Below are 26303 nucleotides of genomic sequence, written 5' to 3' on the forward strand. Positions count from 1 at the left end.
CACGCAGCCGTTGGGGCAACCGTCGAACTTGAACTTGAACTTGTAGGGGAAGGCGGGACGGTGCAGTTCGTCCTGATAGTCCATGGTCAGCGTGTAGCACATGTCCTGCGTGTTGTAGCAGGCATATTCACAGCGCGACTGACCAAGGCAGGCTTCAGGCGTACGCAGGTTGGAGCCGGAACCACCCAGGTCGACGTTCATCTTGTGGGTCAGTTCGTGGAAGATTTCTTCCAGCTGGGGGGTCTGGGTACCGAGCAGCACGATGTCACCGGTGGAGCCGTGCATGTTGGTCAGACCGGAACCACGCAGATCCCAAATATCGCACAGGTCGCGCAGGAACTTGCTGTGGTAGTACTTGCCGGAAGGCTGCGCCACACGCATGGTGTGGAAGTGCGCCACGCCGGGGAACATTTCGGGCTGGTCGCAGTAACGGCCGATAACGCCGCCGCCGTAACCAAACACACCCACGATGCCGCCGTGCTTCCAGTGTGTTTCCATTTCGTTGTAGGAAAGCTCAAGCACACCCAGAAGGTCTTCAGGGCAGTCCACAGGGATCTGATAATCAAGACCCTTGGGATTCTGGGCCCGAGAGGCCGCCTCCTGTTTGATGTCGGACACAAAGCTCGGCCAAGGGCCGCTTTCAAGCTGGTCCAACAAGGGGGTTGCATGTTTCGCCATTGCCATACCTCCACATGGTTTGTTTGTATCACGCGCTTGCGTGACGTGCCGGTCAACTGCGGCGATCCGGTGCGGCAATCCGGGGTACAGGCGCGAAATCGCTGCCCGTGCATGGCGGGATACTCCCCCCAGCACACGCATGAAGGTAAAACCTGCATGCGCCCGCCCCGTAAAATCGGGACGCCCCAAGGGATCGCGGATAACGGACGTGCAAGGGCCACCGACCGTCAGGCCGCAACGCGGTCAAAACACTGATTAGCCCATTTTCCACTTAATGACAACCGGGGCGGCATGATATACGCAAAAGGCGCAAGAATACCCGGCGATCAAGGCTTTGCGACACAATGCACGTGAGCACAGCATGCCAAAATCATTACTTTAGGCGAGGCGCGGAGGCATTTTTTTACGTAAAAAAGCAACTTTTTTCTTAAATATTGTACTATTTTTCACAACAATGCCGCACAGCCTTGGCAAAGTGCTTTCTTGCGCGTATGATCAAAATGGAATGTGCGGATGCGCCGCACCAACAAAGGCCTCGCATGGCCATATCCGCAAGGGTTAGCATTATAATGAAAGACGAACTTGGACTGTACTATCACCCGCAGGCGGGCAATGCCCTTTCGCGCGTCTACGTGCGCCGCGGGCCTGACGGCGAGGTTGAATTTCGCCTCTGGCGCGCCGACCATCCCGAAGTGTGGGAACGTCACCCATGGCTGAGCATGGCTGTGGTGCGCAGTGCCGCGCGCATGTATCAGCAAGAACGCAATGCCGACTCTGACCCCCTGCTGCTGTACGACATCGCCGTGGCCCGTGCCCTTCTCCAGGAGGACGAAGCGTGAACGGACGCTGGCTGCTGGCCAACCGCGATTTTCTCGTGCGCGATCTGGTGCGCGACTATTGCACTGTTTACAGCCTGCTGGCCGACCAACGCCGCCGCTTTGACGTGGACGGAGCCGTTTCTTACACGGCCTTGCGCGACCTTTTGGGCGAGGCCATGCGCAAGGGCGTTTTCTGGCGGCTCAAGGATACGGCCCATCACCTTTTCCGCAACAGCCCCGGCATAGAGGCCATGGCCCCCGGCGGCATGCCGCCGCTGGAGCTGCTTTTGCCGGAAGAACCCGCCGATGACAACGGCAATACTGCAGAGATGGCGCAGATCACTGCCCTGCGCCGCCATGCGGACAATGTGCTGCCCGGTGGCGCTCATGCCCAGAAGGCTTTTGAAACTCTCATTGACTGGTGCATCGGCTATGCCTTTCACGAATGCGCCAAACTGAAGGAAGACGCCTTTCAGGGCCAGCACTACGCCAATCGTCTTATACAAATTTCGCGCAGGCCCGGGGTCACGGCAGACATGTACAACCCCTTGCGCGGCCTTGGCGGCCAAACTTCTGAAAGCTCCTCACGCGAACTGTCGCGCATCATGCACGTTCTGGCCCACGGGCTGCGGCTTCTCACGAGCTATCTGGCGGTCGAACGGCACAACGCCCATCTGGCGCGCTGGCTTGCCACCGAGGAAGACTTTGCCCGCCAGGTCTTTGGCGCAGGTTACGAGCACCTTCTGGCTTCGCTCTTCGGCAATGACAGGGAGCGCCTCTACCTTCTGGCTGCCAGGGATTTTCTCAATGCTGGCCGCCGCAACCCTGCGCTGGCCCTGCTCGCCCGAGCACGCGATCGTGGCAGTCTGGGGCAGGAAGGCCTTGCCCTGCTGCATGAACTGGAATGCGCCGCCGCGTCTGAGGCCGACTGTTCCGGCCTGTGCGCCGCCTGCGGCAAAAAGAACACACTCCCCTGCCTGCCCTATCTGAGCGGTCAGGGGCGCGGATGTGCATGACGGTCAGACCGCTCCTTGTTTTTCTTGTTGCCCTGCTTTGCGCCGCGCTTTTGAGTGGCTGCGGTTCACGCTCCTGGCGTAAGGGCGGGGTTCCCGGCAGCCGCCCTTATACAGTGCGCGGCAAGACTTACTATCCCCTCAAGTCAGCCAACGGTTTTGTGGAAGAAGGCACGGCCTCATGGTACGGGCCCGGGTTCCACGGCAAAACTACGGCCAATGGCGAGACCTACAATCAGTACGCCATGACGGCGGCCCACAAGCTGCTGCCGCTGGGCACCAAGGTACGCGTCACCCATATGGGCAGCGGGCGCTCCATCATTGTGCGCGTCAACGACCGTGGGCCTTTTGTGGACGACCGAGTCATTGACCTCTCCCGCGCTGCGGCCAGCCGCCTGAATATCCTTGGCCCCGGAACGGCGCGGGTGCGCATTCAAAGTATGGGCGGCGTTGAACGCATGAAAGAAGACGGCGACCTCACCGGGGCTTTTTATGTGCAGGTTGGGGCATTTGCCGACAGAGTGAACGCCGACAACCTCATCAATATCCTTTCCCAGACCGGCAAACGCGGACGCCTCATATACGGCAGCAACAACATGTGGAATGTGCAGGTGGGGCCGTGGCCCGATTCTTTCGGAGCGCAGCAAGAGCTTGATATTTTCCGCGCCATGTATCCCGGCGCTTTTGTAGTGGGCGACAATTAGGGACAGTGTATAATTGTTCTTTTGCCCTCTGGCTGCGTCAGAAAGCCTTTTTTACTCCGGTCGAGTACTCTCATGTACACTCCTTCGTAAAAAAGGCTTATCTTCCTTGCCAGAGAACAAAAAAATCAATTATACATTGTCCCTAAACAATTTTTGCGACAACCGCTCCTGCGCAGCTTTCAAATTAACTCTAGTCTTGGACAACAAGAAACCCCGCTTGCGCGGGGTTTCATATTTCTGGAATGTGGCTGACTGCTACAGGTTGGCTGCGTACCAGTCGCCAGCAAGGCGCAGGCCCTGGCGCACGTCAAACTGGGGGCCGTAGCCCAGCAGCTTTTCCGCGCGGCTGATATCGGCAAGGGAGTGCCGCACATCGCCAGCACGGAAGTCGCGATGCACGCATTCGGCGCTCATGACTTCGGGCTTGTGGCGGGCCACTTCTTCCTTGATGAGGTCAAAAAGCTCATTCAGGGTGGTGCGCTGGCCAAAGGCCACGTTGTAAATCTTGTTGGTGGCTTCGCCCTGTGCAAAGCTGGCAAGCAGATTGGCCTGCACAACGTTGTCGATATAGCAGAAGTCGCGGCTGGTTTCGCCGTCGCCGTTCACAAAAACGGTTTCCTTCTTGATAAGGCTGGCGAACCACTGAGGAATAACAGCGGCATACGCGCCGTAAGGATCCTGACGCTGGCCGAACACGTTGAAATACCGCAGGCCAACACTGGAAAAGCCATAGCAGCGGTTGAACACGTCTGCATACAGTTCGTCCACGTACTTGGTGACAGCATAAGGGGAAAGCGGGCTGCCGATCTTGTCTTCCACCTTGGGCAGTTCGGGCGAATCACCGTAGGTGGAGGAAGACGCGGCGTACACAAAGCTCTTCACGCCCGCATCGCGCGCTGCCACAAGCATGTGCAGATAACCGGTGATATTGCAGCTGTTGGACAACAACGGGTCGTCAATGGAACGCGGCACAGAACCAAGGGCCGCTTCGTGCAGAACATGCTGCACACCCTTGCAGGCGGCGTGGCAGGTGTCGATATCGCGAATGTCGCCTTCGATGAAGCTAAACCGACTCCACGCTTCTGGGCCAACGATGTCGCGCACCATGTCCAGATTTTTCTGGTAGCCGGTAAGAAAGTTGTCCAGACCAACCACGGTCTGCCCAAGTTTCAGCAGATGTTCCAGCAGGTTGGAGCCAATAAAGCCCGCAACGCCGGTGATAAGCCAACGCGAAGGCTGGGCAGTCATGGATTTGGTAAGATCGGAATACGCGCTCATTTTTGCGTCCTGTTTTCAGATTTCCGGCCTGCGCCAAGGCATACTCCCGGGCAGCAGAACCATCCCTCTTTTACCCTGTAGCAGCGCGACTGTAAAGCCGCAGCGGCCTGCGCCGCCTATATATGCAAAAGCTTCTCCCCTTTTCATAACACGGTTGTAGTGCTATAGGCTTGCGCATGCGACACAAGCCCGCAGGGCAAGCGCCGAACAAGGGAGAGCGCCGAGCATGAAGATCATTGTTCTGGGCAACCAGACCAAAGCCATGAGCAACTTCTGGAGTGTATTGATCCGGCACATGCGCAAGGCCGGGCACGAGGTAGTTTGCTGCGCCCCGCCAGGCGATGCCGATGCTGAAGCAGCACTGGCCGCTCAGGGCGCGCGCCTGCGACACTATTCGCTGGACAGAAAGGGGTTGAACCCCCTGAGCGACCTGCGCACCACGCGTGAGCTGTTCCGCCTTTTCAGGGACGAAAAGCCGGACCTGCTTTTCGCCTCCACCATCAAGCCTGTGATCTACGGCTGCATGGCGGCGAGAGCGGCTGGGGTTCCCCACGTTTATGCCACCATCACCGGCCTTGGTTATGCCTTTGAGGCTGATTCCTTCTTCAAGAAATGCGTCAACCTTCTGGGCCGCCTGCTCTACCGCGTGGCGCTTTCGGGCGCGGAAGGCGTTTTTTTTCAGAATCAGGACGACATACAGGTTTTCCGCCAATCGGGCATCCTCGGGCGCAATGCGCGCGTGCTTACGGCGCGCGGCACCGGAGTGGATACCAAGCGCTTTGCCCCCAGCCCTTTCCCCAACTATTCCGCCGATGGCCGTCTGAGCGGTTCGCCCGTTTTTCTGCTGGTGGCGCGGCTGCTTGAAGCCAAGGGTTTGCCGGAATATGCTGAAGCCGCACGGTTGCTCAAGGCCCGGTACCCTGATGCCCGCTTTCAGGTGCTCGGCCCGCCGGAAAAAGGCCTTGGCAGCGTGAGCATGGAACAGATGGATGCATGGCAGAATCAGGGCTGCATAGAATACCTTGGTGAAACACGCGATGTACGCCCCTATGTGGCTGCCGCCCATGTGCTTGTGCTGCCCTCTTGGCGTGAGGGAACACCGACCTCTATTATGGAGGGAATGAGCATGGGCCGCCCCGCAGTGGTCACTGACGCCCCCGGCTGCCGCGAGGTTGTGCGCAACGGCGTCAACGGCTATCTTGTGCCGATACGCAACCCGCAGGCGCTGGCAGGCGCCATGGAATCCTTTATCACCAACCCTGAAAGCATTGCCCGCATGGGACAGGCCGGGCGCGAACTGGCCCTGAGTGAATTTGACGCAGAAAAAGTGGCAGCGCGCATTCTTGTAGACATGCGTGCGCCCGCCATTGAGGATACCCTATGATAAGCACATACCGCATGGCCATGATGCAGGTTCTGGATCTGATATGCATTTTGCTGGCTCTCAGCATTTCCGGCTTTCTGACGGTCGAATCCGATCTGAGCATTTTTCACGACTATACGGGCGCTACGCTCTTTACCATCTTCTTTTACATGCTCTTTTTTTACATCCTTGATGCGTACAGCGTTGGCAACGAGGACTTCAAGGAAACCGTGGGGCGTGTGCTGGTAGCCTGCCTGCTAGGCATTGTCTCTTCGGCTACCGCATCCTATGCCTTTCAGCACTGGCGTTTTGACCGCGAAACCGTGGCCATGCTTTTTGCCCTTTCACTGGCCTTTTCACTGGGCTGGCGCTGGATTTACCACCTCAATGCCGAAAGGCTCACCCATCCGCTGCGCATTTTGCTGGTAGGGGTGGACCGCGCGGGCAAGGTGCGCCAGTTGCTGGCAGAGGGCCTGCCCAAGGCCGAGATTCTTGGCTATGTCGGCGAGCGCGATCAGGGGCCGGATGCCGGGCCCTGCCTTGGTGCCCCCTTCATGGCACTGGACATTGCCAAAGAAAAACAGGCGACCATGATCCTGTTGCTGCCTGACGCGCCCATTGACGACGACATCGCCCATGATCTGCTGGAAGCAAAGTTGCGCGGCAGCATGGTGGTGGATATCCGCAGTTTTTACGAGCACGTGGTGCAGCGCCTGCCACTCTCGCAGATCAACGATGAGTGGCTGTTGCAGACCGAAGGCTTTTCGCTGAACACGCGCGGCTCGTTGCGCAGGCTCAAGCGCGCCCTCGATGTGCTGATTTCATTGCTCCTGCTCATTCCCGCAGCACCCATCATGCTGCTGACCGCCATTGTGGTACGGCTGGAATCGCCCGGCCCGGTCATTTACAAACAGGATCGCGTGGGCCTTTTTGAAAAGGAATTTACGGTCTACAAGTTCCGCTCCATGCGCGCCGATGCTGAAAAGAACGGAGCCGTATGGGCCAGCGCCCATGATGCGCGCGTGACAAGGTTCGGCAAGTTCATCCGCAAGGTGCGCATAGACGAACTGCCCCAGATATGGAACATTCTGAAGGGCGACATGAGCTTCATCGGCCCGCGCCCCGAGCGTATGGCCTTTGTGACCAAGCTCAAGGAAACCATCCCCTACTACAGCCTGCGGCATACGGTTAAACCCGGTCTCACCGGCTGGGCGCAGGTGTGCTATCCCTACGGCGCGTCAGAAGACGATGCCCGCCGCAAACTGGAATACGACCTGTATTACATCAAGAACATGTCCATTCTCCTGGATATAAATATCGTGTTCAAGACGGTCGGCGTTGTGCTCTTCCCTAAGGGAGCACGATAGTCCGAGACTGAAAGCGCATAGCAACTAAAATGACAAAAGCCCCGCTGGATAATCCTGCGGGGCTTTTTACGACCTTGAAAAAAGGGGAACTAAGCCATTACTTCCGCGATACTTTCAGCGGAACTTCTCAGATAGGTTGCAAAATCGCTGCCGCTGAGCGCCTGCGAAAAGATATACCCCTGAATGATACTGCAACCATTTTCTGCCAAGAAATCAATCTGTTCCCTCGTTTCAACCCCTTCGGCTACTGTTGCCATGCCAAGACCGGAGGCGAGAGTCAGCACGGTTTTGACAAGTTCGTTGGAGGCATTGAGCGGTGCGTTAATGCCGTCAATGAATGACTTGTCGATTTTCAGGCTGGCGATGGGCATGGTGTGCAGGTAGTACAACGATGAATACCCGGTTCCAAAGTCATCCAGATATATCTGTATTCCCTGCTCGCTCAACGCCGCTATGGCCCGCGACGCTTCAGCCATATTGGACATAAAGGCCGTTTCGGTGATTTCCATGCCCAGATGCTCGGGGCGCATGTCTTCCCGGCCCAGCACATCCAGCACATCATCCACAAATGTTTCAGCAATGATGCTGCGCCCGGACATGTTCACAGACATATGGACATTCCCTAGGCCCTGCTCCCTCCATTCCCTCTGCTGCCGACACGCCTTGCGCAGTACGTACATGTCGAGCCGCCGCACAAGCCCGGTTTCTTCAGCCAGGGGGATAAACACAGAGGGAGGAATCCACGTGCCGTCAGCGCGCTTCCAGCGCACCAGAGCTTCACAGCCTGCAACTGCGCCGTTGGCGATATCAATCTTGGGCTGGTAGTGCACCTCAAAGGCGGCACTGTCCATGGCGCGGAAAAGCTCAGTTTCCAGCGCCATGCGGTCGTTGGCCGCCACCGTGAGGTCTTCTGTAAAAAACGTATGCGTGTTCTTGCCCTTGGCCTTGGCTCTGTACATGGCAAGGTCGGCGCTTTGCATCAGAGCCTCCACGGTGGTGCCGTCGCCGGGGTAGCAGGCAATGCCAATGCTCGCGCTAAGATAGATGGAATATTCGTCCACGTAAAAGCAGCGGTTCAACGAATGCAGCACATTGTTTGCCAGGGCCTCAAGCTGGACCTTTCCCTGCGCCTTGCCCACAACAATGACAAATTCATCGCCGCCAGTACGGGCCACGCAGTCATCCTGCCGGGCCAGATACGTCAGACGCTCCGCAGCCTGCCGCAGGAGCTTGTCGCCCAGCGAATGCCCGAAGCTGTCGTTCACCTGCTTGAAGCGGTCAAGGTCGATGAGCAGCACGCCTACCATGCCCCCGGATTCATGCACTTCCTGCATGGCGGTTATGAGCCGCGTTGCCACCAGAGCCTTGTTGGCAAGCCCTGTGAGCAGGTCATGGTTGGCCCTGTAGGCCAGTTCCCTCTCCATTGCCGAGCGTTCCGAAATATCCAGCAGGGAAATGACAGACAGGCCGCTCTCTGGAACTTTTGCCCGGGTTACCAGCACATTGATGGTTTTTCCCATGCCGCTCCGGATTTCTGCTTCATATTTTTCACTGCCCCGTGTTGCAGAAGAGCCGAACGACAACGGCGAATGCCCTTCGCCCTTTCCCAGAAATCTGCTTATGAAGAGCTTTCCTTCAATCTCGTCCTGTGGCATGCCCACAAGGTTGGAAAATTCCGTATTTGTCAAAAATATCAGCCCTGTGCTGCTGATAACAGCCGTTGCCGTGCCGGTATTCATGAACAGGGTCTTGTACCGCTCTTCTGAACGTTGCAGTTCCTTACGTGTCGTTTCCAGATCCGTTATGTCCACAAACGATTCCAGAAAAATCTCTTCGCCCTTCATCTCAATGGCGCGCACGGATTTGACGATGGTCTTCATGGTGCCGTCCACAGACGTCAGCTGGCCTGCGAGCAGCTCGCCCTTGGGATTGCCCTTGCTCATGGGGCAGAGGTCCACCCCGCCGGGGCAGATAAATTCATGGCAGGGCCTGCCCACAATTTCATCAGCGGGCAAGCCGATGAACTGTTGCGCAAAAGCATTGATGCTGCGAACTTTCAGGCTGCCCGGTTCAATGGTGATTACGCCAGCCTGAAGAGTATCGAGCGTCTGTTGCAAAAACTTTTCGTTGGATTGCAGGGCGTCGATCATGCTGTTGATCTTCAGGGAAAGGTCAAATATTTCGTCATCACCCTGAATATCAATCTTTTTCAGCGGTTCGCTGCTCTTCTCAATATGCTGCGCCTGCCGCTGCATGGAGAGAATGCGCCTGAGTATCTGCTTTTCTGTAAACACCAAAAATGCAATCAACATGCCCATGCCTGTGACGACAATCAGAATAAAATTCTGCAAAAACATGCGCTTGCCAAGCTGGGCAATTTCCCGGCCTGTCACAAGCCGCAGACAAAAGGCCGCACAGTCAAAAACATCGCGCACCACTGAATATGAATTGATGCTGCCGTCTTCGCGCACTATTTTGAAGGCGTTCATATCATCCGCAGCCACGGGCAGGCTGTTGAACGCTTCCACCGGCAGCACGGTAAAACGAAGCAGGGTATCGTGTTCCACATCCTTTATAAAATCCGCATCAATTGCGCGGGTCATGAAAACCACACCGTTGGCGGGCAGGAGCATGGCCGTATCGCGTATTTTCTGGGCCGCAATAATGTGTGGCACAGAACCAAGCATAATGATCCCTGCAAGGCCTTCTTCTGAACTGCCCTCAAGCCTGTTGACCAGTTGCGCGTAAAGACGTTGTGCCTCGTCTGCAAGATCAGGCTTGCGCCAGTCCGCATCGTCTTCAACCATGTGAACGTTTGCGGCATCTCTGCTGACATAGGCAATGGACGACAGATTCAACTTTGCCAGCATCTGCTGCCGCAGGTTGGTTCGGGCAAATTCATCATTATTGTCTTGTATGAACCTGTAGGCATCATCCCAACATGCCCAGTCCACCGCGATATGGCTTAGCTGTGTTTCCTGCGCATGGATGTGGTTGCGCAGTTGTTTCATTTTTTCGGCGGAACTGTTGCTCTCAATGGCATCCACGCCGCGCACCACCACCAATTCGGACGTGACATAGGAAATAAGCACGAACAGCCCGACTATGGCGGCGCACACAATAAAGGAAAGCTGCTTTATACGCATAGATCACCTGCCCGGTGTGCGGGCCTGCCAAGGCAAGCCTCCTGAGCGACATGCGGGGCTGCACGCCAACAGCGTGTGGGAAGGGATAAAATGATGCGGCCGGGCTTGCAGGGCGTAGCCCGCCGTTCCGCTGTCAGCATTCGCATAGCCTCTCCCGAATTTTTTGGAAAAAGCAGTGAGCAGTGGCGGTTTCGATAAATACTGATCTCAGGCTACCTTTTTGCGGAGAACTTTTCCACCGCCCGTTGCACCCTAATTTCCCTGCCCATAAAAAAAGCCCGCCATAGGCGGGCCGAAACAAAAAATATTTACTGCGCAGTGGATGCACATCACAAAATTATCAAAGAATGCTCGGTTGCCTCGCTATGAGTTCTTCAAGCACCACGGCATCGGCAGGCAAAAAGCCGAGGGCAAAGGCTTCCTGCGGCTCGACCCACCGTAGATTTTGCCCTTCTTCGCCACAGGGTTCGCCCACAAATTCGGTGACATGAAAAAAATACAGCCGAACACTGAAGCCGCGCTCCACATACTCATGGTCAAGGCTTTTCCAGAACACGGCCTGACGCACGCCCACGCCAAGCTCTTCAGCCAGTTCGCGTTTGAGGGCGTCTTCGGGACTTTCCCCGGCTTCGAGCTTGCCGCCGGGAAACTCCCAGTACCCTTCAAGAGGCTTGTCGCTGAGGCGCTGGCTGGCCAGAAACCTCTTGCCCCGCCAGATGATGCCCGCAGCTACTTCTATATGTTGCATGCCACTCTCCACACCGGGCGCGCGGCCCTGGAGCAGTTTTGGGTGAAAACGTATTTATACTATTGCACCAAGCTGTTACGTCACGCAACGCCTTTGTGGGGGTGCCAGCAAAACCTGTCGGTCAATCCTGCTCCACGTTCCACTTCTCCCGCACAGCCGTCATGCCTTCTTCAAGTGTGGTCATTTCTTCCAGAATGGCTTCGCTACGCTGTTTGCACGATTCAAAGGTCTTGAGCAGATCGCTGGAACGGGCGTGGTCGGCGTACACATCCGGGTCGGCCAGCTGGCCTTCCACAAGGGCTTGCTGGTCAAGCACCGAGGCAAGCTCTGTTTCCAGTGCTTCGTAACGGCTTTGCAGGGGCTTCAGCTCCTTGTGCAGAGCATTGCGCCTGTCGGCCTGCTCGCGTTTGATGCGCTTCTGTTCATCGCGCGACAAAGGCTGCGCGGCGGGCGCGTCCGCCTGCCGGGCGTTGTTGCCCGATGCATTGGCGGCACTCTGGGGGCTTTCGCCCAAACCGTTCTGACGGGCACGGCGGTTCTCGTCGTACGAGGCAAAATCGGGGAATATGGTCAGCCCGTTTTCGTTGAGTTCCCACGCTTCGGCCCCGACCTGCGAAAGCAGCCAGCGGTCATGCGCCACCATGAGCAGGGTGCCGTTAAACTTCTGTAGCGCGCTCACCAGGGCTTCGCGGCTTTCGAGGTCAAGATGGTTGGTGGGTTCGTCCAGCAGCAGAAAATTGCAGCGCTTCAAAAACAGCGTTGCCAGCACAAGGCGGCTTTTTTCGCCGCCTGAAAGGGCGCTCACCTGCCGTTCAAAATAATCCTGCCCCAGCATGAAGAGCCCGAGAACGCTCATCAGTTCTTCTTCAGTGGTGCGCGGATCTGAAAGACGGCGGATCTCGCCAAGCACTGTGGTATCGCCCCGCAAGGTGTCCATCTGATGCTGGGTATAGTAGCCCATGCGCATTTGCGATGCTGTAACCACATTGCCGCCGCACCGCTCCAGCGTACCGGCCAGCAGCTTGAGCAAGGTGGACTTGCCGCAGCCGTTGTGCCCCACCAGCGCCACCCGCTGCCCACGGAACAGGGTCAGGGTCAGGGGCGGCCACATGGTTTTGCCGTCGCCAAAATGAAATTCCAGGTCCGCAGCAGACAGAACAATCTTTTCTGAATGCGGAGCTTCGGGCCAGCTGAAATTCAGCTCTTTGCGCTTGGGTTCCGGTCTGTAGTCTTCCAGCTCTTTTTCGAGCTTTTTGGCCATCTTCATCCGGGAACCCGCCTGACGGGCCTTGGTGGCCTTGGCGCGAAAACGCTCTACAAAGGCCATCTTGCGGTCAAGGTCTTCCTTGAGGGCGCGGGCTTCACGCTCACGCTGGGCGTTGTATTCGTCCTGAAGTGTCAGAAACTGCGTGTAGGTGGCCTTGCGGAACACGGGCTTGGACAGCCCGAGGTAGAGAACGTGCGTGCCGACATTGTCCATGAACACACGGTCGTGGGCCACAAATACCAGCGCGCCGCTGAAGTCCATAAGGAAGGACTCCAGCCATTCCACGGCTTCCACGTCGAGATGGTTGGTGGGTTCGTCCAGCAGCAGCACATCGGCGCCGGCGGTAAGCACGCGGGCCAGCTTGGCGCGCTCGCGCCAGCCGCCGGAGAGTTCGCGCAAGGTGCGGTTCCACTTGTTTTCGGCAAAGCCCAGCCCGGAAAGCACGGCCTTGGCCCGGTGCTCGGGATTGTAACCGTAAAGAGCCTCAAGCTCGCCCTGACGGTGCATCAGGGAGGTCAGACGAGACTCGTCCTTGCTGGCGGCGGCTTCTTCCCATTCGGCCCAAAAATCGCTCCAGTCGTGCAGCACGTCCAGCACGTAGGTCAGCAGCGGCGTTTCGAGGGATGCCTCTGAAAGCTCCTGCTCCACAAAACCCAGGCGGCAGCCACGTGGCAGAATTACCCGCCCGCCGTCAGGGCTTTCCACCCCGGCCAAAAGGCGCAGCAAGGTGGATTTGCCTGTACCGTTGGGCCCGCAAACGCACAGCCGCACGCCGGAATCCACTTCCAGCGAGAAGTTGCTGAGAATGTCCCGTCCGCCAAATGCCTTGGAAAGTTCCTGTATGGTGATCTTCACAACCAGCCCTCGCGGCGGTAGCCGTCGATGGCTTCGGTCATGCCTGCCTCAAGGCTCACGCGCGGCGCAAAGCCCAGTTCGCGGCAGATGCGGCTGTTGTCGCACAGCCACCCGGCCTGACGGGCTTCACGGTATTTGTCCAGATTCCAGGCCGGGGCGCGCCGCAGCCCACGCCCCAAAAGGCGGCGGGACACGGCATCGGCAGCCACGGCAAAGGCCGTGGACAGCCCGGCAGTACAAGCCATGACAGGCAAAGGCATGCGAACTATGCGCACGCTGCGGGGTGCGCGGCCAAGGGCCTTGTCCACCGCTGCGCCCATGACCCGGCAAAAGCCGGACATGGTATAGGCCTCGCCGTCACTCAGATGATACACGCCGCTGGCTTCGGGCCTGCAAGCGCACAGCACGGCCTGAGCCATGTCGTCTGCATGTAGGGCGCTGACCGGAAATTCACGCCCGGAGCCAGGACTCACGGCCACATGGGCACGCATAACCCCCTGAAATACTGGCAGCAGCCCCTTGTCGCCCGAGCCATAGATGATGGGGGGGCGCAGTGTTACGAGGCTTTGCCCAAGAGCGCGCCCAAGTACCTGCTCTGTCAGCATTTTTGACCAGCCGTAGGCGGAAACCGGCGCAGGCGGCGTGGCATCGTCCACACCGGGGGCCGTGCCGGAAGGGCCGGTTGCCGCGAGGCTTGAAACCAGCACAAAACGAAAGTCCGCACCCAGCTTTCCCTCTCGGGAAAGGCTTGTAATGGCGTTGGCCATGCTGCGGGCGGCAAGGGCGTTGGCCCGCAGATAATCCTGCCAGCCAAGGCCAAAAAGCAGGGCTGCCATGTGAATGACCACATCCTTGCTGTGCAGGGCTTCTGCAAGCCCCTGACCCGTGCTCAGATCGGCCTGGACTGTTTCCACGCCCGCAGGCAGATGCCCGGTGCGCGAGGCAGCCCGAGTGAGGCAGGTGACCTGCGCTCCGGCTTCCAGCAGTTGCGGCAGCAGATGCCGCCCCACAAAACCAGTGCCGCCCGTAAGCAGCACTTTTTTACCCGCCAGATGCGGCGTATATACGGCGCTTTCAGTCATGGTCACGACTGAATCTCCCTGCGATAGATGCGGTAACGCTTGGTAAGCTGGCCCGAAAAATCTTCGAGCAGATCATTGACGGGCGTGTTGTCTTCCAGCACCCAGGAACCCTCAACCCACTGAAAATGCGGGTGTTGACGCGCCTTTTCCAGCATGAAGTCGAGCAGCAGCAAGGGCAGACCCATAAGACGGAATTCTTCGCGAATACCAAAAAGAATGATGCGGTAGCCGCCGCGAATTTCCGCGCGGGACTGCCACCAGTGCCACAATGCCGAGATGCCCAGCTTGCCGTTGAGCCGCCGCAAGAGCGGGGCCATGTCCGGCAGGGCAACCATGCCTGCGGCTGGCTGGTTATTGTGGAAGAACAGCACAAAAAATTCCGGATCAAGAACGCTTTTGAGTTCCTTGACGTGCTGCTCCGCCTCGCCGTCAGAAAGAGGAGAAAACCCCCAGTTCTTGGCCCAGGACACCTTGTACAGCTCCAGCATGGCGCGGATATCCTCCGCCAGTGTGGCCTTGCTGGAGGTGCGGCAGGTAAAGCGCGCTTCGGCCTTGAGGCGCGTCACCTCCTCACTGAGCCATTCCGGCGGCGTAAGGCGCGAGCGTTCAATCTGATAGGCGAAAAGGTCCTGCTCCTTGCGCAGATGCCACGTTTCGAGCAGTTCTGCGTAATACGGCGGATTCCAGGGCATCATGATGGTGGGCGCAAGGTCAAAGCCGTGCACCAGCAGGCCGCAGGTATAGTTGGCCGAGGGATTCAGCGGCCCGCGCATAAAGCGCATGCCCTGCTTGGCCAGCCAGCCGTGCGCCGCATCCAGCAGAGCGTGGGCGGCCTCTGGATCATTGGCGCACTCAAAAAAGCCGAAGGCTCCGCACTTTTCATTGGCATAGGCATTGTACTTTTCGTCCACAATGGCGGCTATGCGGCCAATGGCGCGGCCATCACGCAACACAAGAAAGAGCTCGCGGCGGGCGCTTTCCCAAAAGGGATGCTCGCCGGGCGTGAGCAGTTCACGATCCTGACTCTTGAGGCCAGGTGTCCACAGGGAGCCACGCTCGTACAAGCTCCACGGCAAATCCATGAACTGGTCAAATTCCTGCTTGGAGCGGGCGGGGATAACGGTAAGCGACATGATTTAGTCCAAATCCAGGCTGCCGCAATAAGCGCCCAGGTCTTCAATGCCCAGCTTTTCACACAGGGCGGGGAGTTCCTCTGCCAGGGCAAAGGCACAGTCGGGCCGCATGAAGTTGCCCGTGCCAACCTGCACGGCGCGCGCGCCCACCAGTAAAAATTCCAGTGCGTCCTCGGCGGTGACAATACCGCCAATACCGATAACGGGGATATTCACGGCCCGGGCCACCTGCCACACGCAGCGCAGGGCCACGGGCTTGATGGCTGGGCCGGAAAGCCCGCCCACCACGTTGGCCAGCGAGGGCTTGCGGCTGTTCAGATCAACAGACATGCCGAGCAGTGTGTTGATGCACGAAATACTGTCCGCGCCCGCGTCTTCGACGCTGCGGGCCATAAGGGCGATATCCGTCACGTTGGGCGAAAGCTTGACCATAACGTGCTTGCCCGGCGCGGCGCGGCGCACGGCAGCCGTAACCTGGGCGGCAAGCGCCGGATCCTGTCCAAACAGCACGCCGCCTTCCTTGACGTTGGGGCAGGAGACGTTCACCTCAAGGGCGGCAACGCCTTCCTCAGCATTGAGACGGGCGGCAAGTTCGGCGAATTCATCCACCGAACCGGCGTAAATATTGGCGATAACGGCTGTTTCCTGCCAGGGCAGGCGGGGCAGCTTGTCTTGGCAGAAAACCTCGACTCCGTCATTTTGCAGACCAACGGCATTGAGCATGCCTGCGGTGGTTTCCACAATGCGCGGCGTGGGGTTGCCCTGGCGCGGCAACAGGGAAAGACCCTTGGCTACCAGACCGCCAAGCGAGGCAAGATCGCCGTAAGAGGCAAACTCCAGCCCGTAGCCGAAGGTGCCTGAAGCCGTGAGCACAGGGTTCTTAAGGGTCAGATCGTGCGTCTGCCCCTTGAGTGTGACGGAAAGATCCATGCCGCTTTCTCCAGATTGCCGGCATCCGGCATTTTGTGCGTGGCTTCGCCCGGCAAGACAGGCCCGCGCATCCCCACGCGACCGCCAGTTCGCCGGTGCGGCGCGCTATGGCCGTAAGGGATGCCGCATGCGGGTGTTAACGTCGTTTCAGGAATCAAGGAAGCGCAGGCAAAACCTACAGTTCTACCTGATCCGACCAGAATACCGGGCCGTGGTTGCACACCTGCACCAGCCCTTCGCGCTTTGCTTCAACCGGCCAGGCTTCTGTGGTTTTGGTCACGCAGCCAAGGCACGCGCCCACGCCGCAGGCCATGCGGTTTTCAAGCGAAACCTGGCAGCGAACGCCAAGCTCGGCGGCAAATTTCTGCACGGTGCGCATAAAGGGCGTAGGCCCGCAGGCAAGCACAAGACCCTTCTGCTCGGCGTATTCGCTCATGCGCTCCTGAATGGTAAAAATAAAGTCGTCCAGATCGCCGGATTCCGCTTCGCGCAGGCTGTCCAGCGGCACATGCTCGTTGATGCTGTCCACAGGATAGCAGCTGATGTGCTCGCGGTGGCCAAACAACATGGACACATTCCACGGTTTGGGATGCTCGCTCACGTAGCCCACAAAGGGCACTATGCCCATGCCGCCTGCCAGCAGCAGGGTCGGGGTGTCCGGTTCAACGGCAAACCCGTTGCCCAGCGGCCCCCACACGCGCACCTTGTCGCCGGAGCGCAGCTCGGACATGCGCCGCGTGCCTTTACCGCGCACCTGGAAAAAGCAGATCATATGCCGGGAGGTCATATGGCAGATGCCAAGGGGACGCGCCCAAGGGATATCCAGCCCGAAATTTCGGGGCCGGATCATGACAAACTGCCCTGGCCGCCACCGAGTCCACTCGGGGCGGGAGAGGCGCAACGCAAAAAAGCGGCTTTCGTTGCCGGTCTGCCCAAAAGGCACAAGATCGAGAACATCAAGCTCGCAAGAAGATGTTTGTGACATGGCTATAATTATAGTCCTAGTTAGGTTCTAGGTCAACTGACCGCGTTACTCCAAGCCTCTTTGCTAATGTATACAAGAAATGTATCAATTGTCTATTCTCCTGGCTCCTCAGGCCACCATGATCCGACCGGTTCAACCCCGTTAAATTTAACCTTTTCAGCCAGCCCCACGCTGAGTATAGTACGCGCAGGAGAATTTTATGAGTGACATTTTCGCTTCCCGCCGTGAAAACCTCCGGCGCGCCATGCGCATGCGCGGGCTTGACGCAATGCTCGTCAGCCAGGCTGCCAACAGGTTTTATCTTTCCGGTTTTGAACTGCATGATCCACAGTTTAACGAAAGCGCAGGCAGGCTTGTCATCACGTCTGATGGGCACGACTGGCTGGCGACAGACGGTCGTTATCTGGACGCCGCCTCGCGCATCTGGGATCGCGAACGCATCTTCATATATGGCGGCAGCGCAGCGCGCGAACTGCACGGTTTGCTCAGGCGCTGCGGCAGCCGCATAGGCATTGAGGCTAACGGCGTCAGTCTGGCCTTTGCCCGCGACCTGAATGGCGCTGCCTCCGGCCTGTATTTCGAAGCGGCTGACGGCATGGTCGAGCGCCTGCGCCGCATCAAGGAACCCTGCGAAATCGCAGCGCTGGAAAAATCCTTTGCGCTCAACCACAAGCTGATGCAATGGGTTGAGAGCCAGCTGGAGCCGGGACGCACAGAGGCCCACATAAGCTGGCTCATCGAGCGCTTTTTTCGTGAAAATGGCGCTTCGGAGCTTGCCTTTGCCAACATTGTGGCCGTGGGTAAAAACGCCGCCCTGCCCCATGCCATCCCAGGTCAGGATGCTGTCACAGACAACTGCCCGGTTCTGGTCGATGTGGGTTGCCGCGTTGAGAACTACTGCTCTGACCAGACCCGCACTTTCTGGGTGGGCACTGCACCCACTGACGAGTTCCGCCGTGCGCTCGACCTCACCCGGCAGGCACAGACATCGGCCATAGAGGGCATGCGCCCCGGTATGCCTTTGCGCGCAGCCTATGCGCTGGCACATGATGTTTTTGCCAAAGCTGGCGTCGCCAATGCCTTTACTCATGGCCTTGGGCACGGTGTGGGCCTTGAAACCCACGAAGCCCCCAGCCTTTCGCCACGCGCTGAGGGCATTCTGGAACCTGGCATGGTTGTGACCGTTGAACCTGGCCTCTACTACCCCAAATGGGGCGGCATTCGCTGGGAATACACCGTACTGGTCGAAGAAGACGGCGTCAGGATCCTCTAAGGAGGCGGCATGAGCATTCTCTTTCTGGTGGGTGCGCGAGCTTCGGGCAAAACCACCATAGGCAAGGCGCTTTCCAGAAGCCTCGGCCTGCCATTTGCCGACACCGATCAGCATTTGCTGCACCGGGCGGGCCTTACTGTGGAGCAGATTGTGGCTGCAGAGGGCTGGCCCGGCTTCCGCAGCCGGGAAAGTCTGGCCTTACAGGAAGTGTCGGACGCGCACCCCGCTGGCTGTGTTGTCTCCACCGGGGGCGGCATGGTGCTGGCGGAAGAAAATCGCCTCCTCATGCGGCAGCGCGGCATGGTCATTTTTCTCGATGCCCCGGTGCAAATCCTTGCCGAAAGGCTGTGCCGCAACCCTGTCAACAGTCAGCGCCCTTCGCTGACCGGCAAGGGACTCATTGAGGAAATCGGCCAGATTCTGGACGAGCGGCGGCATCTTTATGAACAGGCCGCCCACCACATAGTTGACGCATCTCAGCCCATGCCCGCTGTCTGCCGACACATAGAGCAGCTCTGGCAGGAGCGGAAACCGCAGGATTACGCGAAGGCATGACCGCACATTCCCCCCTGTCTTCAATGATTGCCTTCAATGACTGCTACTGATCGCATTTCATCCCCTTTGACCGCCCCGCTTGTATCTGTGGTCCTGCCAGCTTGGAATGCGGCCCACACGCTGGGCGCAACCCTGCAAAGCCTGCTCGAACAGCACCCCGCCCCTGACGCACCCTTGCCCGAATTCGAAATTATTGTTGCTGATGATGGCTCAACCGACGACACCCGTGAGGTTCTGAAATACTGGGTCAACTCCGCTCGTTGCGGTCACAGATTACGGGTATTGCACCTGCCACACGGCGGCATTGTGGCAGCGCTTAATGCAGGCCTTGCCGTGGCGCGCGGTTCGTTTATAGCGCGCATGGATGCGGATGACACGGCGCAGCCCTTGCGCATTGCCACGCAGGCGGCGCATCTTTTCAACAATCCGCAACTCAACGTCTCGGCAACCTGCGTAGCTTTTGGCGGAGACCGCGCAACAGCACACGGCTTTGCCCACTTTGTGGACTGGCAGAACAGCCTGCTCACACATGACCAGATCAGCCGCGCGCGTTTTCGGGATACGCCCTTGTGCCATCCTTCGGTCATGTTTCGCAGGAAATGCGTGGACAAATGGGGCGCATACCGTGACGGCGACTTCGCCGAAGACTGGGAGCTATGGCTGCGCTGGCTCCACCACGGCGCGGTGATGGAAAAGCTGCCGCACGAAATGCTGGTGTGGAATGACGCCCCCACCCGCGCCACCCGGGCAGACAGCAGATACGCGCGCACCGCCTGCGACTGGCTGCGGGCACGGTGGCTGGCCCGTTGGCTTGAGGAACACAACCCCTTTCATCCTCATGTCTGGGTAATCGGCGGCGGGCGTGTAGCCCGGCAACGCCTGGCCCCCTTGTGGATGTTGGGCCCAAGACCAGCTGCTTACATTGATATAGATCCCAGAAAGATCGGCAACTGCGTAAACGGCGTTCCTGTTCTGGGACGCAGTGCGCTGCCCAAGCCCGGGCATTGCCTAATTCTCAATGCTCTTACGGCCCACGGCGCAGCTGAAGAGGCTGGCCTGTGGCTTTCGCAAACAGGGCATGAGCAGCAGGAGTGGCTCCTGGTTTGATGTATCCTTTTTTAATAATGCAGACCTGTTAAATCTGGTTTAACATTCATTTGTGTCTTTCTGCGCAAGCTCTTTTCACTCAGTAGCGCGCGCCGCCCACTGCAATACTGCAACTACGGCACACTTTATTACACAAGACTCTGCTTCACGCGCTGCCACAACCAGTCGAGCACTTTATTTGTTTGTTTAAACAGCCAATATTGACGCACAGACAACACGGAGTTGATGCAGTAGTGCAAAACAAACGTTATAAAGACTGTTTTACACTTCCCGCAGCCTTGAGCACAAGGCTTGTGAAAAAAAAATTGCGGAGTTTGCGAAATTTGTCACCAATACCCTTTGACATAACAGGGCTGAGCAGATATCTTGCAAGGGCTTTATGTATTTTCAACTCCTTCAATCCGCAATTCACATGGAGGATGCGGCATGCTGGACCTAAACGTCACTCTTCTTTTTCAGCTGGCGAATTTCTTTATCGCCATTTATGTGCTTAACATCCTCCTGATTCGCCCCATCCGCGAAATCATCAAAAAGCGCAACGGCGTCATGGATGACATGGCCGAGGAAGCCGGTTCTTTCGAGTACCAGGCTGGCGAACGGCTCACCAACTATGAGGCCGAACTGGCCCGCGCCCGTCAGGACGCAGGCAGCAACCGTGAGGCTGGCCGCGCCGCAGGCGTGGCCGAACAGCAGAAGCTGGTGGGCGAAGCTCAGCAAAGCGCCCGCGATATTCTGGCTGAAACCCGCGCCTCGCTGCAGGCACAGGCTGCGGAAACCCTTGCTGCGTTGCGCAAGCAGGTGGGTGAATTTTCCACCCGTCTGGCTGACCGCCTCATCAAGGGCTAGCAAGCGGCGCTGACTCAGGCCTTTGCGGGCCGTTCCGCAACGCTCTCGTTGCGGCTTCATTGGGAACTGTTTTCGAATCGGTATTATCGAACAGAGGGGGTGGGCTTTGAGCAGATGGAAACACGCGGGGTTTATCCTGCCGCTCGTTATTGCCTTTGCCGCGCTGGTGGTCATTCCTGCGGGAGCCATGGCTTCTGAAGGGCATGCAGCGCCGCGTTGGGGCGACTTCGGCTGGCGCGTGCTCAACTTCGTAATTTTTGCCGGCATCCTCTGGTACTTCGTTGGCGGGCTGGCCAAGCGTTTCTTTAAGAACCGCCGCGAAGGCATCAAGAATGCGCTGGACGATCTTGACGAACGTCGCAAGACGGCCAAGGAGCAGCTGGCCTCGGTAGAGACCCGCATTGCCAACCTTAATGCTGAACGCGAGGCCATCTTGGCCGAGAGCCGCCAGCAGGCCGAAGCCCTCAAGCAGGGCATTGTGGAAGAGGCTCACCGCCAGGCCGCTCAGATTGTGGAGCAGGCGCGCCTTACGGCGGAAAATGAAGGCCGCGCGATCTTTGCTGAAGTGCGCGCCTCCATTGCCGATGAGATCGTGAACGCCGCCGAGAAAGCTCTGAGCTCAAAGCTCAATGCGGCCGAACACGACAAGCTTATCGCCAACTCCCTTAACAAGGTGGTGCTCCATTGATTAACACCGTGGTTGCACGCAGGTATGCCAACGCAATTTTTGCGCTTGGCAAAAAGGATGGGGATGCAGCCCTGAGCTCGCGTGGCGATTGCCTGGCGTCTCTTGGTGAAATGCTTGCCGCCGCGCCTGGGCTTGACCTTACCCTGAAAAGCCCTGTTATCGGCGTAAGCGAAAAGAAGGCAGTTCTCGACAAACTGCTGACCAAGCTCAAGGCTGACGAAACCATGCGCAACTTCTGCTTTCTGCTTGCAGATAAGGAAAGGCTTGCCTTTCTGAGCGAGATTGCAGCGTGGTACGGCAAACTGCTGGACGAGGCCAAGGGTATCATCCGTGGCCAATGCATAACCGCAGTACAACTTTCCGCAGACAAAAAGTCTAAGCTCAAGGATACCTTGCAACAGAAAGCGGGCACCGATATTGAGCTGACCTTTGCCGTGGACAAAGACATACTAGGGGGTATGGTGCTCAAAATGGGTGACCGGGTGCTGGACGCAAGTCTGCGCGCGCAGTTGGGAATCCTTCGGGAGACATTCAAGAGGGGTGAATAGCACATGCAGATCAAAGCGGAAGAGATAAGCAAGATCATTGAGGATCAAATCCAAAACTACGAGCAGCGCGTCGAAATGAGCGAAACTGGCACCGTACTCTATGTCGGTGACGGTATCGCCCGTGTCTACGGGGTCAAGAACGCGATGTCCATGGAACTGCTGGAATTCCCCGGCGGCATCATGGGTATGGTGCTCAACCTCGAAGAAGACAACGTCGGGGTGGCTCTGCTCGGTTCGGACGTGGGCATCAAGGAAGGCGACCCGGTCAAGCGTACCGGCAAGATCTTCTCCGTGCCTGTGGGCGACGGCGTTATGGGTCGTGTGCTCAACCCCCTGGGTGAGCCCATCGACGGCCTTGGCCCCATCGAAGCCACGGAAGTGCGCCCGGTGGAAATCAAGGCCCCCGGCATCATCGCGCGTAAGAGCGTGCATGAGCCCATGCCTACTGGCCTTAAGGCCATTGACGCCATGACTCCCATTGGTCGCGGACAGCGCGAACTTATCATTGGCGACCGCCAGACCGGTAAGACCGCCGTTTGCGTTGATGCCATTCTGGCGCAGAAAGAAACGGACATTCACTGCTTCTACGTGGCCATCGGCCAGAAGAAGTCGTCCGTGGCTCTGGTGGCCGACACCCTGCGCCGTCACGGCGCGATGGAATACACCACCATCATTTCAGCCACGGCGTCCGATCCCGCGCCCTTGCAGTACATTGCGGCATACACCGGCTGCGCAATGGCCGAGTTCTACCGCAACAACGGCAAGCACGCCCTCATCATTTACGATGACCTTTCCAAGCAGGCCGTGGCTTATCGCCAGATGTCGCTGCTGCTCCGTCGCCCCCCGGGACGTGAAGCTTTCCCCGGCGACGTGTTCTACCTCCACTCGCGTTTGCTTGAACGCGCCGCGAAGGTGAACGACAGCCTTGGCGCCGGTTCTTTGACGGCTCTGCCCATCATTGAAACCCAGGCGGGCGACGTTTCCGCGTACATCCCCACCAACGTGATCTCCATCACCGACGGTCAGGTGTACCTGGAACCCAACCTCTTCAACGCCGGTGTGCGTCCGGCCATTAACGTGGGCCTTTCGGTTTCCCGCGTGGGTGGCGCAGCGCAGATCAAGGCCATGAAGCAGGTCGCTGGTACCATGCGTCTTGACCTTGCCCAGTATCGCGAACTCGCGGCTTTTGCCCAGTTCGGCTCTGATCTGGACAAAGGCACCAAGGCCAAGCTTGATCGTGGTGCACGTCTGGTGGAACTGCTCAAGCAGCCCCAGTACAAGCCCATGCCCTCGCATGAGCAGGTCGCCTCCATCTACGCCGCTACCCGTGGTCACATGGATGACGTGCCGGTGGAACAGATCCGCAAGTTTGAAGACGACATGCTCACCTTTATGCGTGATACGCGTAAGGACGTGCTTGACGCCATTAAAGATAAGAAAGTCATTGACGAGGCTGTGGAAAAAGCGCTCACCGAGGCCATTACCGCCTTCAAGCAGGGCTGGAAGGCCTAGGGGCCCCCTCCATACGGGAGATAAGCATGCCTTCACTCAAAGACGTAAAAATGAAGATCGTGGGGGTCGGTAAGACCAAGCAGATCACCAAGGCCATGAACATGGTGGCTTCGGCGAAACTGCGCGGCGCCCAGACCCGCATCGAGCGCTTCAGGCCGTACGCGGCCAAATACCGCGACGTGCTCGCCGAACTGTCGAGCAAGGTGGAGGGCAATGCCCACCCCCTGCTTGCAGAGCATGAGGAAAAGAAACACTGCGCCATTGTGCTGGTTACATCCGACCGTGGCCTGTGCGGCAGCTTTAACGGCAACATCATCGCCACCGCTCTGCGCCTGGCGAACGAAAAAGCCGGGGCTGGAATGGAGATCAGCTTTGCCTGTGTGGGACGTAAAGGCCGCGATGCCGTTCGTTCTGCCGGACACAAGATCTTCACAGCCTATGGCGACCGCATGGGGAGCATAGACTTCGCTCTTGCCAGCTCTGTGGCGCAGGAAGTCATTCACGGCTACGAAACCTTCGCATTCGACGAAGTGTGGCTGATCTACGGTGAGTTCGTATCCATGGGCAGCCAGCCGCCCCGCACCCTTCGCCTTCTGCCGTTGCAAACGCCGGAAGCTGAAGAAGTGGCAGAAGTGGCCGGAACGCCCCGCTGCGAATACGTGTACGAGCCGCAGGAAGAAAAGCTGTTGGCGGAGCTTCTGCCCCGCTACGTCAAGGTGCAGGTTTACCGTGGCATGTTGGACACCTCGGCCAGCGAGCACGCCGCCCGCATGGCTGCCATGGACAACGCCACCCGTAACTGCAACGAGATGATCAACATGCTGACGCGGCTCTACAACAAGACGCGGCAGGCTTCCATCACCAGCGACCTCATCGACATCGTCGGCGGCGCTGAAGCGCTGAAGGGTTAAGGAGCCAAACATGAGCAAAAACATCGGTAAAGTCGTTCAGGTTATCGGCGCCGTGGTGGACGTAGAGTTCAGCGACGGCAACCTGCCGAGTATCTTCACCGCCCTGGAGATAACCAACCCGAACAATAGCGATGCTCCCAGCCTCATCTGTGAGGTTGCGCAGCACCTGGGCGACAACGTCGTTCGTACCATCGCCATGGACGCCACTGAAGGCCTTGTCCGCGGCATGGATGCGGTCGACACCGGGAACCCCATCATGGTTCCCGTAGGCAAGGCCGCCGTTGGCCGCATCCTGAACGTCATCGGTCGCCCCGTTGACGAACTGGGTCCGGTCAATGCTGAAAAACACTATCCCATCCACCGTCCGGCTCCGCAATTTACGGATCTGAACACCAAGGTGGAATTGCTTGAAACCGGCATCAAGGTCGTTGACCTGCTTGTTCCCTTCCCCAAGGGCGGCAAGATGGGCCTCTTCGGCGGTGCCGGCGTGGGCAAGACCGTTATTCTGATGGAGATGATCAACAACATCGCCAAGCAGCACGGCGGTTCGTCGGTTTTCGCGGGCGTCGGTGAACGCACCCGTGAAGGCAACGACTTGTACCACGAACTCAAGGACGCAGGCGTTCTGGAACGCGCCACGCTTGTGTACGGTCAGATGAACGAACCTCCGGGAGCCCGTGCCCGCGTGGCCCTTACGGCCCTTGCTTGCGCGGAATACTTCCGTGACGAAGAACATCAGGACGTGTTGCTCTTCATCGACAACATCTTCCGTTTCACGCAGGCTGGTTCCGAAGTGTCCGCTCTGCTTGGCCGCATGCCTTCGGCCGTGGGTTATCAGCCCACCCTGGGTACTGACCTTGGTGCCTTGCAGGAACGCATCACCTCGACCAACAACGGTTCGATCACGTCGGTGCAGGCCGTTTACGTCCCTGCTGACGACTTGACCGACCCGGCCCCGGCCACCACGTTCTCGCACTTGGACGGAACGCTCGTGCTTTCCCGCCAGATCGCAGAACTTGGCATCTACCCCGCCGTGGACCCGCTCGACTCCACCTCGCGCATCCTCGACCCCAACGTTGTGGGCGAAGATCACTACATGGTGGCCCGTCGTGTGCAGATGGTGCTCCAGAAGTACAAAGAACTTCAGGACATCATCGCCATCCTCGGCATGGACGAACTGTCTGACGAAGACAAGCTGACCGTTGCGCGTGCGCGCCGCATTCAGCGCTTCCTCTCGCAGCCCTTCCACGTGGCCGAAACCTTCACCGGCACCCCTGGCCAGTATGTGAAGCTTGAAGACACCATCAAGGGCTTCAAGGGCATTCTGGACGGCGCATACGACCACATGGCGGAAGGCGACTTCTACATGCTGGGCGGTATTGAACAGGCCGTTGCCAAGTACGAACAGCGCAAGCTGCAGGAAGAGAAGTAAGGCGTTAATCGCAACGCTTTGAGGTTCTGGGTCGCGCCTTGCATGAGGCGCGACCCGAACCCGG

The 26303-nt window shown here is 58.2% G+C and carries 22 protein-coding genes and 1 pseudogene; 14 read left to right on the top strand and 9 right to left on the bottom strand.

Annotation, left to right across the window (positions count from 1 at the left end; translation table 11 throughout):
* A pseudogene (locus tag JMF94_RS00005) lies at positions 1–678 on the bottom strand (sulfite reductase, dissimilatory-type subunit alpha); the annotation flags it as partial.
* A gap of 569 nt (positions 679–1247) precedes the next feature.
* Here JMF94_RS00005 and JMF94_RS00010 point away from each other — a divergent pair.
* The 3 genes from JMF94_RS00010 to JMF94_RS00020 are packed head-to-tail and all read left to right on the top strand — an operon-like array spanning position 1248 to position 3213.
* Positions 1248–1517 (top strand): hypothetical protein, encoded by a 270-nt coding sequence (locus JMF94_RS00010; protein WP_240823190.1) that lies wholly within the window; start codon positions 1248–1250, stop codon positions 1515–1517.
* Complete coding sequence (locus JMF94_RS00015; RefSeq protein ID WP_240823191.1) at positions 1514–2512, top strand: hypothetical protein; 999 nt, start codon at positions 1514–1516, stop codon at positions 2510–2512. The genes JMF94_RS00010 and JMF94_RS00015 overlap by 4 nt, the downstream gene beginning before the upstream one ends.
* Positions 2503–3213, top strand: coding sequence for a septal ring lytic transglycosylase RlpA family protein (locus JMF94_RS00020; RefSeq protein ID WP_240823192.1), 711 nt, complete (start codon positions 2503–2505; stop codon positions 3211–3213). The genes JMF94_RS00015 and JMF94_RS00020 overlap by 10 nt, the downstream gene beginning before the upstream one ends.
* 255 nt (positions 3214–3468) lie before the next feature.
* Here JMF94_RS00020 and JMF94_RS00025 read toward each other — a convergent pair whose 3' ends face one another.
* On the bottom strand, positions 3469–4491 hold the full coding sequence (locus JMF94_RS00025; RefSeq protein ID WP_240823193.1) for an NAD-dependent epimerase/dehydratase family protein: 1023 nt from the start codon (positions 4489–4491) through the stop codon (positions 3469–3471).
* A gap of 226 nt (positions 4492–4717) precedes the next feature.
* Here JMF94_RS00025 and JMF94_RS00030 point away from each other — a divergent pair, with 226 nt between their 5' ends.
* The gene (locus tag JMF94_RS00030; RefSeq protein WP_240823194.1) at positions 4718–5875 is read left to right on the top strand and encodes a glycosyltransferase family 4 protein; all 1158 of its coding nucleotides are present in this window, start codon (positions 4718–4720) and stop codon (positions 5873–5875) included.
* On the top strand, positions 5872–7221 hold the full coding sequence (locus JMF94_RS00035) for a sugar transferase (protein ID WP_240823195.1): 1350 nt from the start codon (positions 5872–5874) through the stop codon (positions 7219–7221). Before JMF94_RS00030 ends, JMF94_RS00035 begins: the two co-directional genes overlap by 4 nt.
* An 89-nt stretch (positions 7222–7310) precedes the next feature.
* On the opposite strand, the gene JMF94_RS00040 is transcribed toward JMF94_RS00035, so the two are convergent.
* The 7 genes from JMF94_RS00040 to JMF94_RS00070 all read right to left on the bottom strand — a co-directional run bounded on the left by JMF94_RS00040 (position 7311) and on the right by JMF94_RS00070 (position 17367).
* Positions 7311–10367 (bottom strand): EAL domain-containing protein, encoded by a 3057-nt coding sequence (locus JMF94_RS00040; protein ID WP_240823196.1) that lies wholly within the window; start codon positions 10365–10367, stop codon positions 7311–7313.
* Between the two features lie 340 nt (positions 10368–10707).
* Positions 10708–11115 carry a (deoxy)nucleoside triphosphate pyrophosphohydrolase gene (locus JMF94_RS00045; RefSeq protein ID WP_209818312.1) on the bottom strand — a complete coding sequence of 136 codons (408 nt, stop codon included), beginning with the start codon at positions 11113–11115 and terminating at the stop codon, positions 10708–10710.
* 121 nt (positions 11116–11236) lie between these two features.
* Positions 11237–13237 carry an ATP-binding cassette domain-containing protein gene (locus JMF94_RS00050; RefSeq protein ID WP_240823197.1) on the bottom strand — a complete coding sequence of 667 codons (2001 nt, stop codon included), beginning with the start codon at positions 13235–13237 and terminating at the stop codon, positions 11237–11239.
* Positions 13234–14319, bottom strand: a complete 1086-nt coding sequence (locus tag JMF94_RS00055; protein WP_240823667.1) for an NAD(P)-dependent oxidoreductase — start codon at positions 14317–14319, stop codon at positions 13234–13236. Before JMF94_RS00055 ends, JMF94_RS00050 begins: the two co-directional genes overlap by 4 nt.
* A gap of 2 nt (positions 14320–14321) precedes the next feature.
* Complete coding sequence (locus tag JMF94_RS00060; RefSeq protein WP_240823198.1) at positions 14322–15452, bottom strand: hypothetical protein; 1131 nt, start codon at positions 15450–15452, stop codon at positions 14322–14324.
* A gap of 3 nt (positions 15453–15455) precedes the next feature.
* A complete protein-coding gene (locus JMF94_RS00065; protein ID WP_240823199.1) occupies positions 15456–16382 on the bottom strand; it encodes a dihydroorotate dehydrogenase in 927 nt (308 codons plus the stop codon).
* Positions 16383–16557: 175 nt separating this feature from the next.
* Entirely contained in the window at positions 16558–17367 is an 810-nt protein-coding gene (locus JMF94_RS00070) for a dihydroorotate dehydrogenase electron transfer subunit (RefSeq protein WP_192113064.1), read from the bottom strand.
* A gap of 199 nt (positions 17368–17566) precedes the next feature.
* On the opposite strand from JMF94_RS00070, the gene JMF94_RS00075 reads away from it, so the two are divergent.
* From JMF94_RS00075 to atpD, 9 genes are all read left to right on the top strand, one after another.
* Entirely contained in the window at positions 17567–18640 is a 1074-nt protein-coding gene (locus JMF94_RS00075) for a Xaa-Pro peptidase family protein (RefSeq protein ID WP_240823200.1), read from the top strand.
* 9 nt (positions 18641–18649) lie between these two features.
* Positions 18650–19195 (top strand): shikimate kinase AroL, encoded by a 546-nt coding sequence (gene aroL, locus JMF94_RS00080; protein ID WP_240823201.1) that lies wholly within the window; start codon positions 18650–18652, stop codon positions 19193–19195.
* 87 nt (positions 19196–19282) lie between these two features.
* Positions 19283–20302, top strand: a complete 1020-nt coding sequence (locus JMF94_RS00085; RefSeq protein ID WP_240823202.1) for a glycosyltransferase — start codon at positions 19283–19285, stop codon at positions 20300–20302.
* Between the two features lie 426 nt (positions 20303–20728).
* Positions 20729–21148 carry an ATP synthase F0 subunit B gene (locus JMF94_RS00090; RefSeq protein ID WP_192113068.1) on the top strand — a complete coding sequence of 140 codons (420 nt, stop codon included), beginning with the start codon at positions 20729–20731 and terminating at the stop codon, positions 21146–21148.
* Between the two features lie 106 nt (positions 21149–21254).
* Positions 21255–21836, top strand: a complete 582-nt coding sequence (locus tag JMF94_RS00095) for an ATP synthase F0 subunit B (protein ID WP_192113069.1) — start codon at positions 21255–21257, stop codon at positions 21834–21836.
* Positions 21833–22384: an ATP synthase F1 subunit delta gene (gene atpH, locus JMF94_RS00100; RefSeq protein ID WP_192113070.1), complete on the top strand. Its 552-nt coding sequence runs from the start codon at positions 21833–21835 to the stop codon at positions 22382–22384. Before JMF94_RS00095 ends, atpH begins: the two co-directional genes overlap by 4 nt.
* Before the next feature lie 3 nt (positions 22385–22387).
* The gene (gene atpA, locus JMF94_RS00105; RefSeq protein WP_240823203.1) at positions 22388–23896 is read left to right on the top strand and encodes a F0F1 ATP synthase subunit alpha; all 1509 of its coding nucleotides are present in this window, start codon (positions 22388–22390) and stop codon (positions 23894–23896) included.
* 26 nt (positions 23897–23922) lie between these two features.
* On the top strand, positions 23923–24807 hold the full coding sequence (locus tag JMF94_RS00110) for a F0F1 ATP synthase subunit gamma (RefSeq protein WP_240823204.1): 885 nt from the start codon (positions 23923–23925) through the stop codon (positions 24805–24807).
* A gap of 10 nt (positions 24808–24817) precedes the next feature.
* Positions 24818–26239 (top strand): F0F1 ATP synthase subunit beta, encoded by a 1422-nt coding sequence (gene atpD / locus JMF94_RS00115; protein WP_240823205.1) that lies wholly within the window; start codon positions 24818–24820, stop codon positions 26237–26239.
* The last annotated feature ends 64 nt before the right edge of the window (positions 26240–26303 follow it).

The sequence above is a fragment of the Desulfovibrio sp. UIB00 genome (assembly GCF_022508225.1).
In the GTDB taxonomy this organism is placed as follows: domain Bacteria; phylum Desulfobacterota; class Desulfovibrionia; order Desulfovibrionales; family Desulfovibrionaceae; genus Desulfovibrio.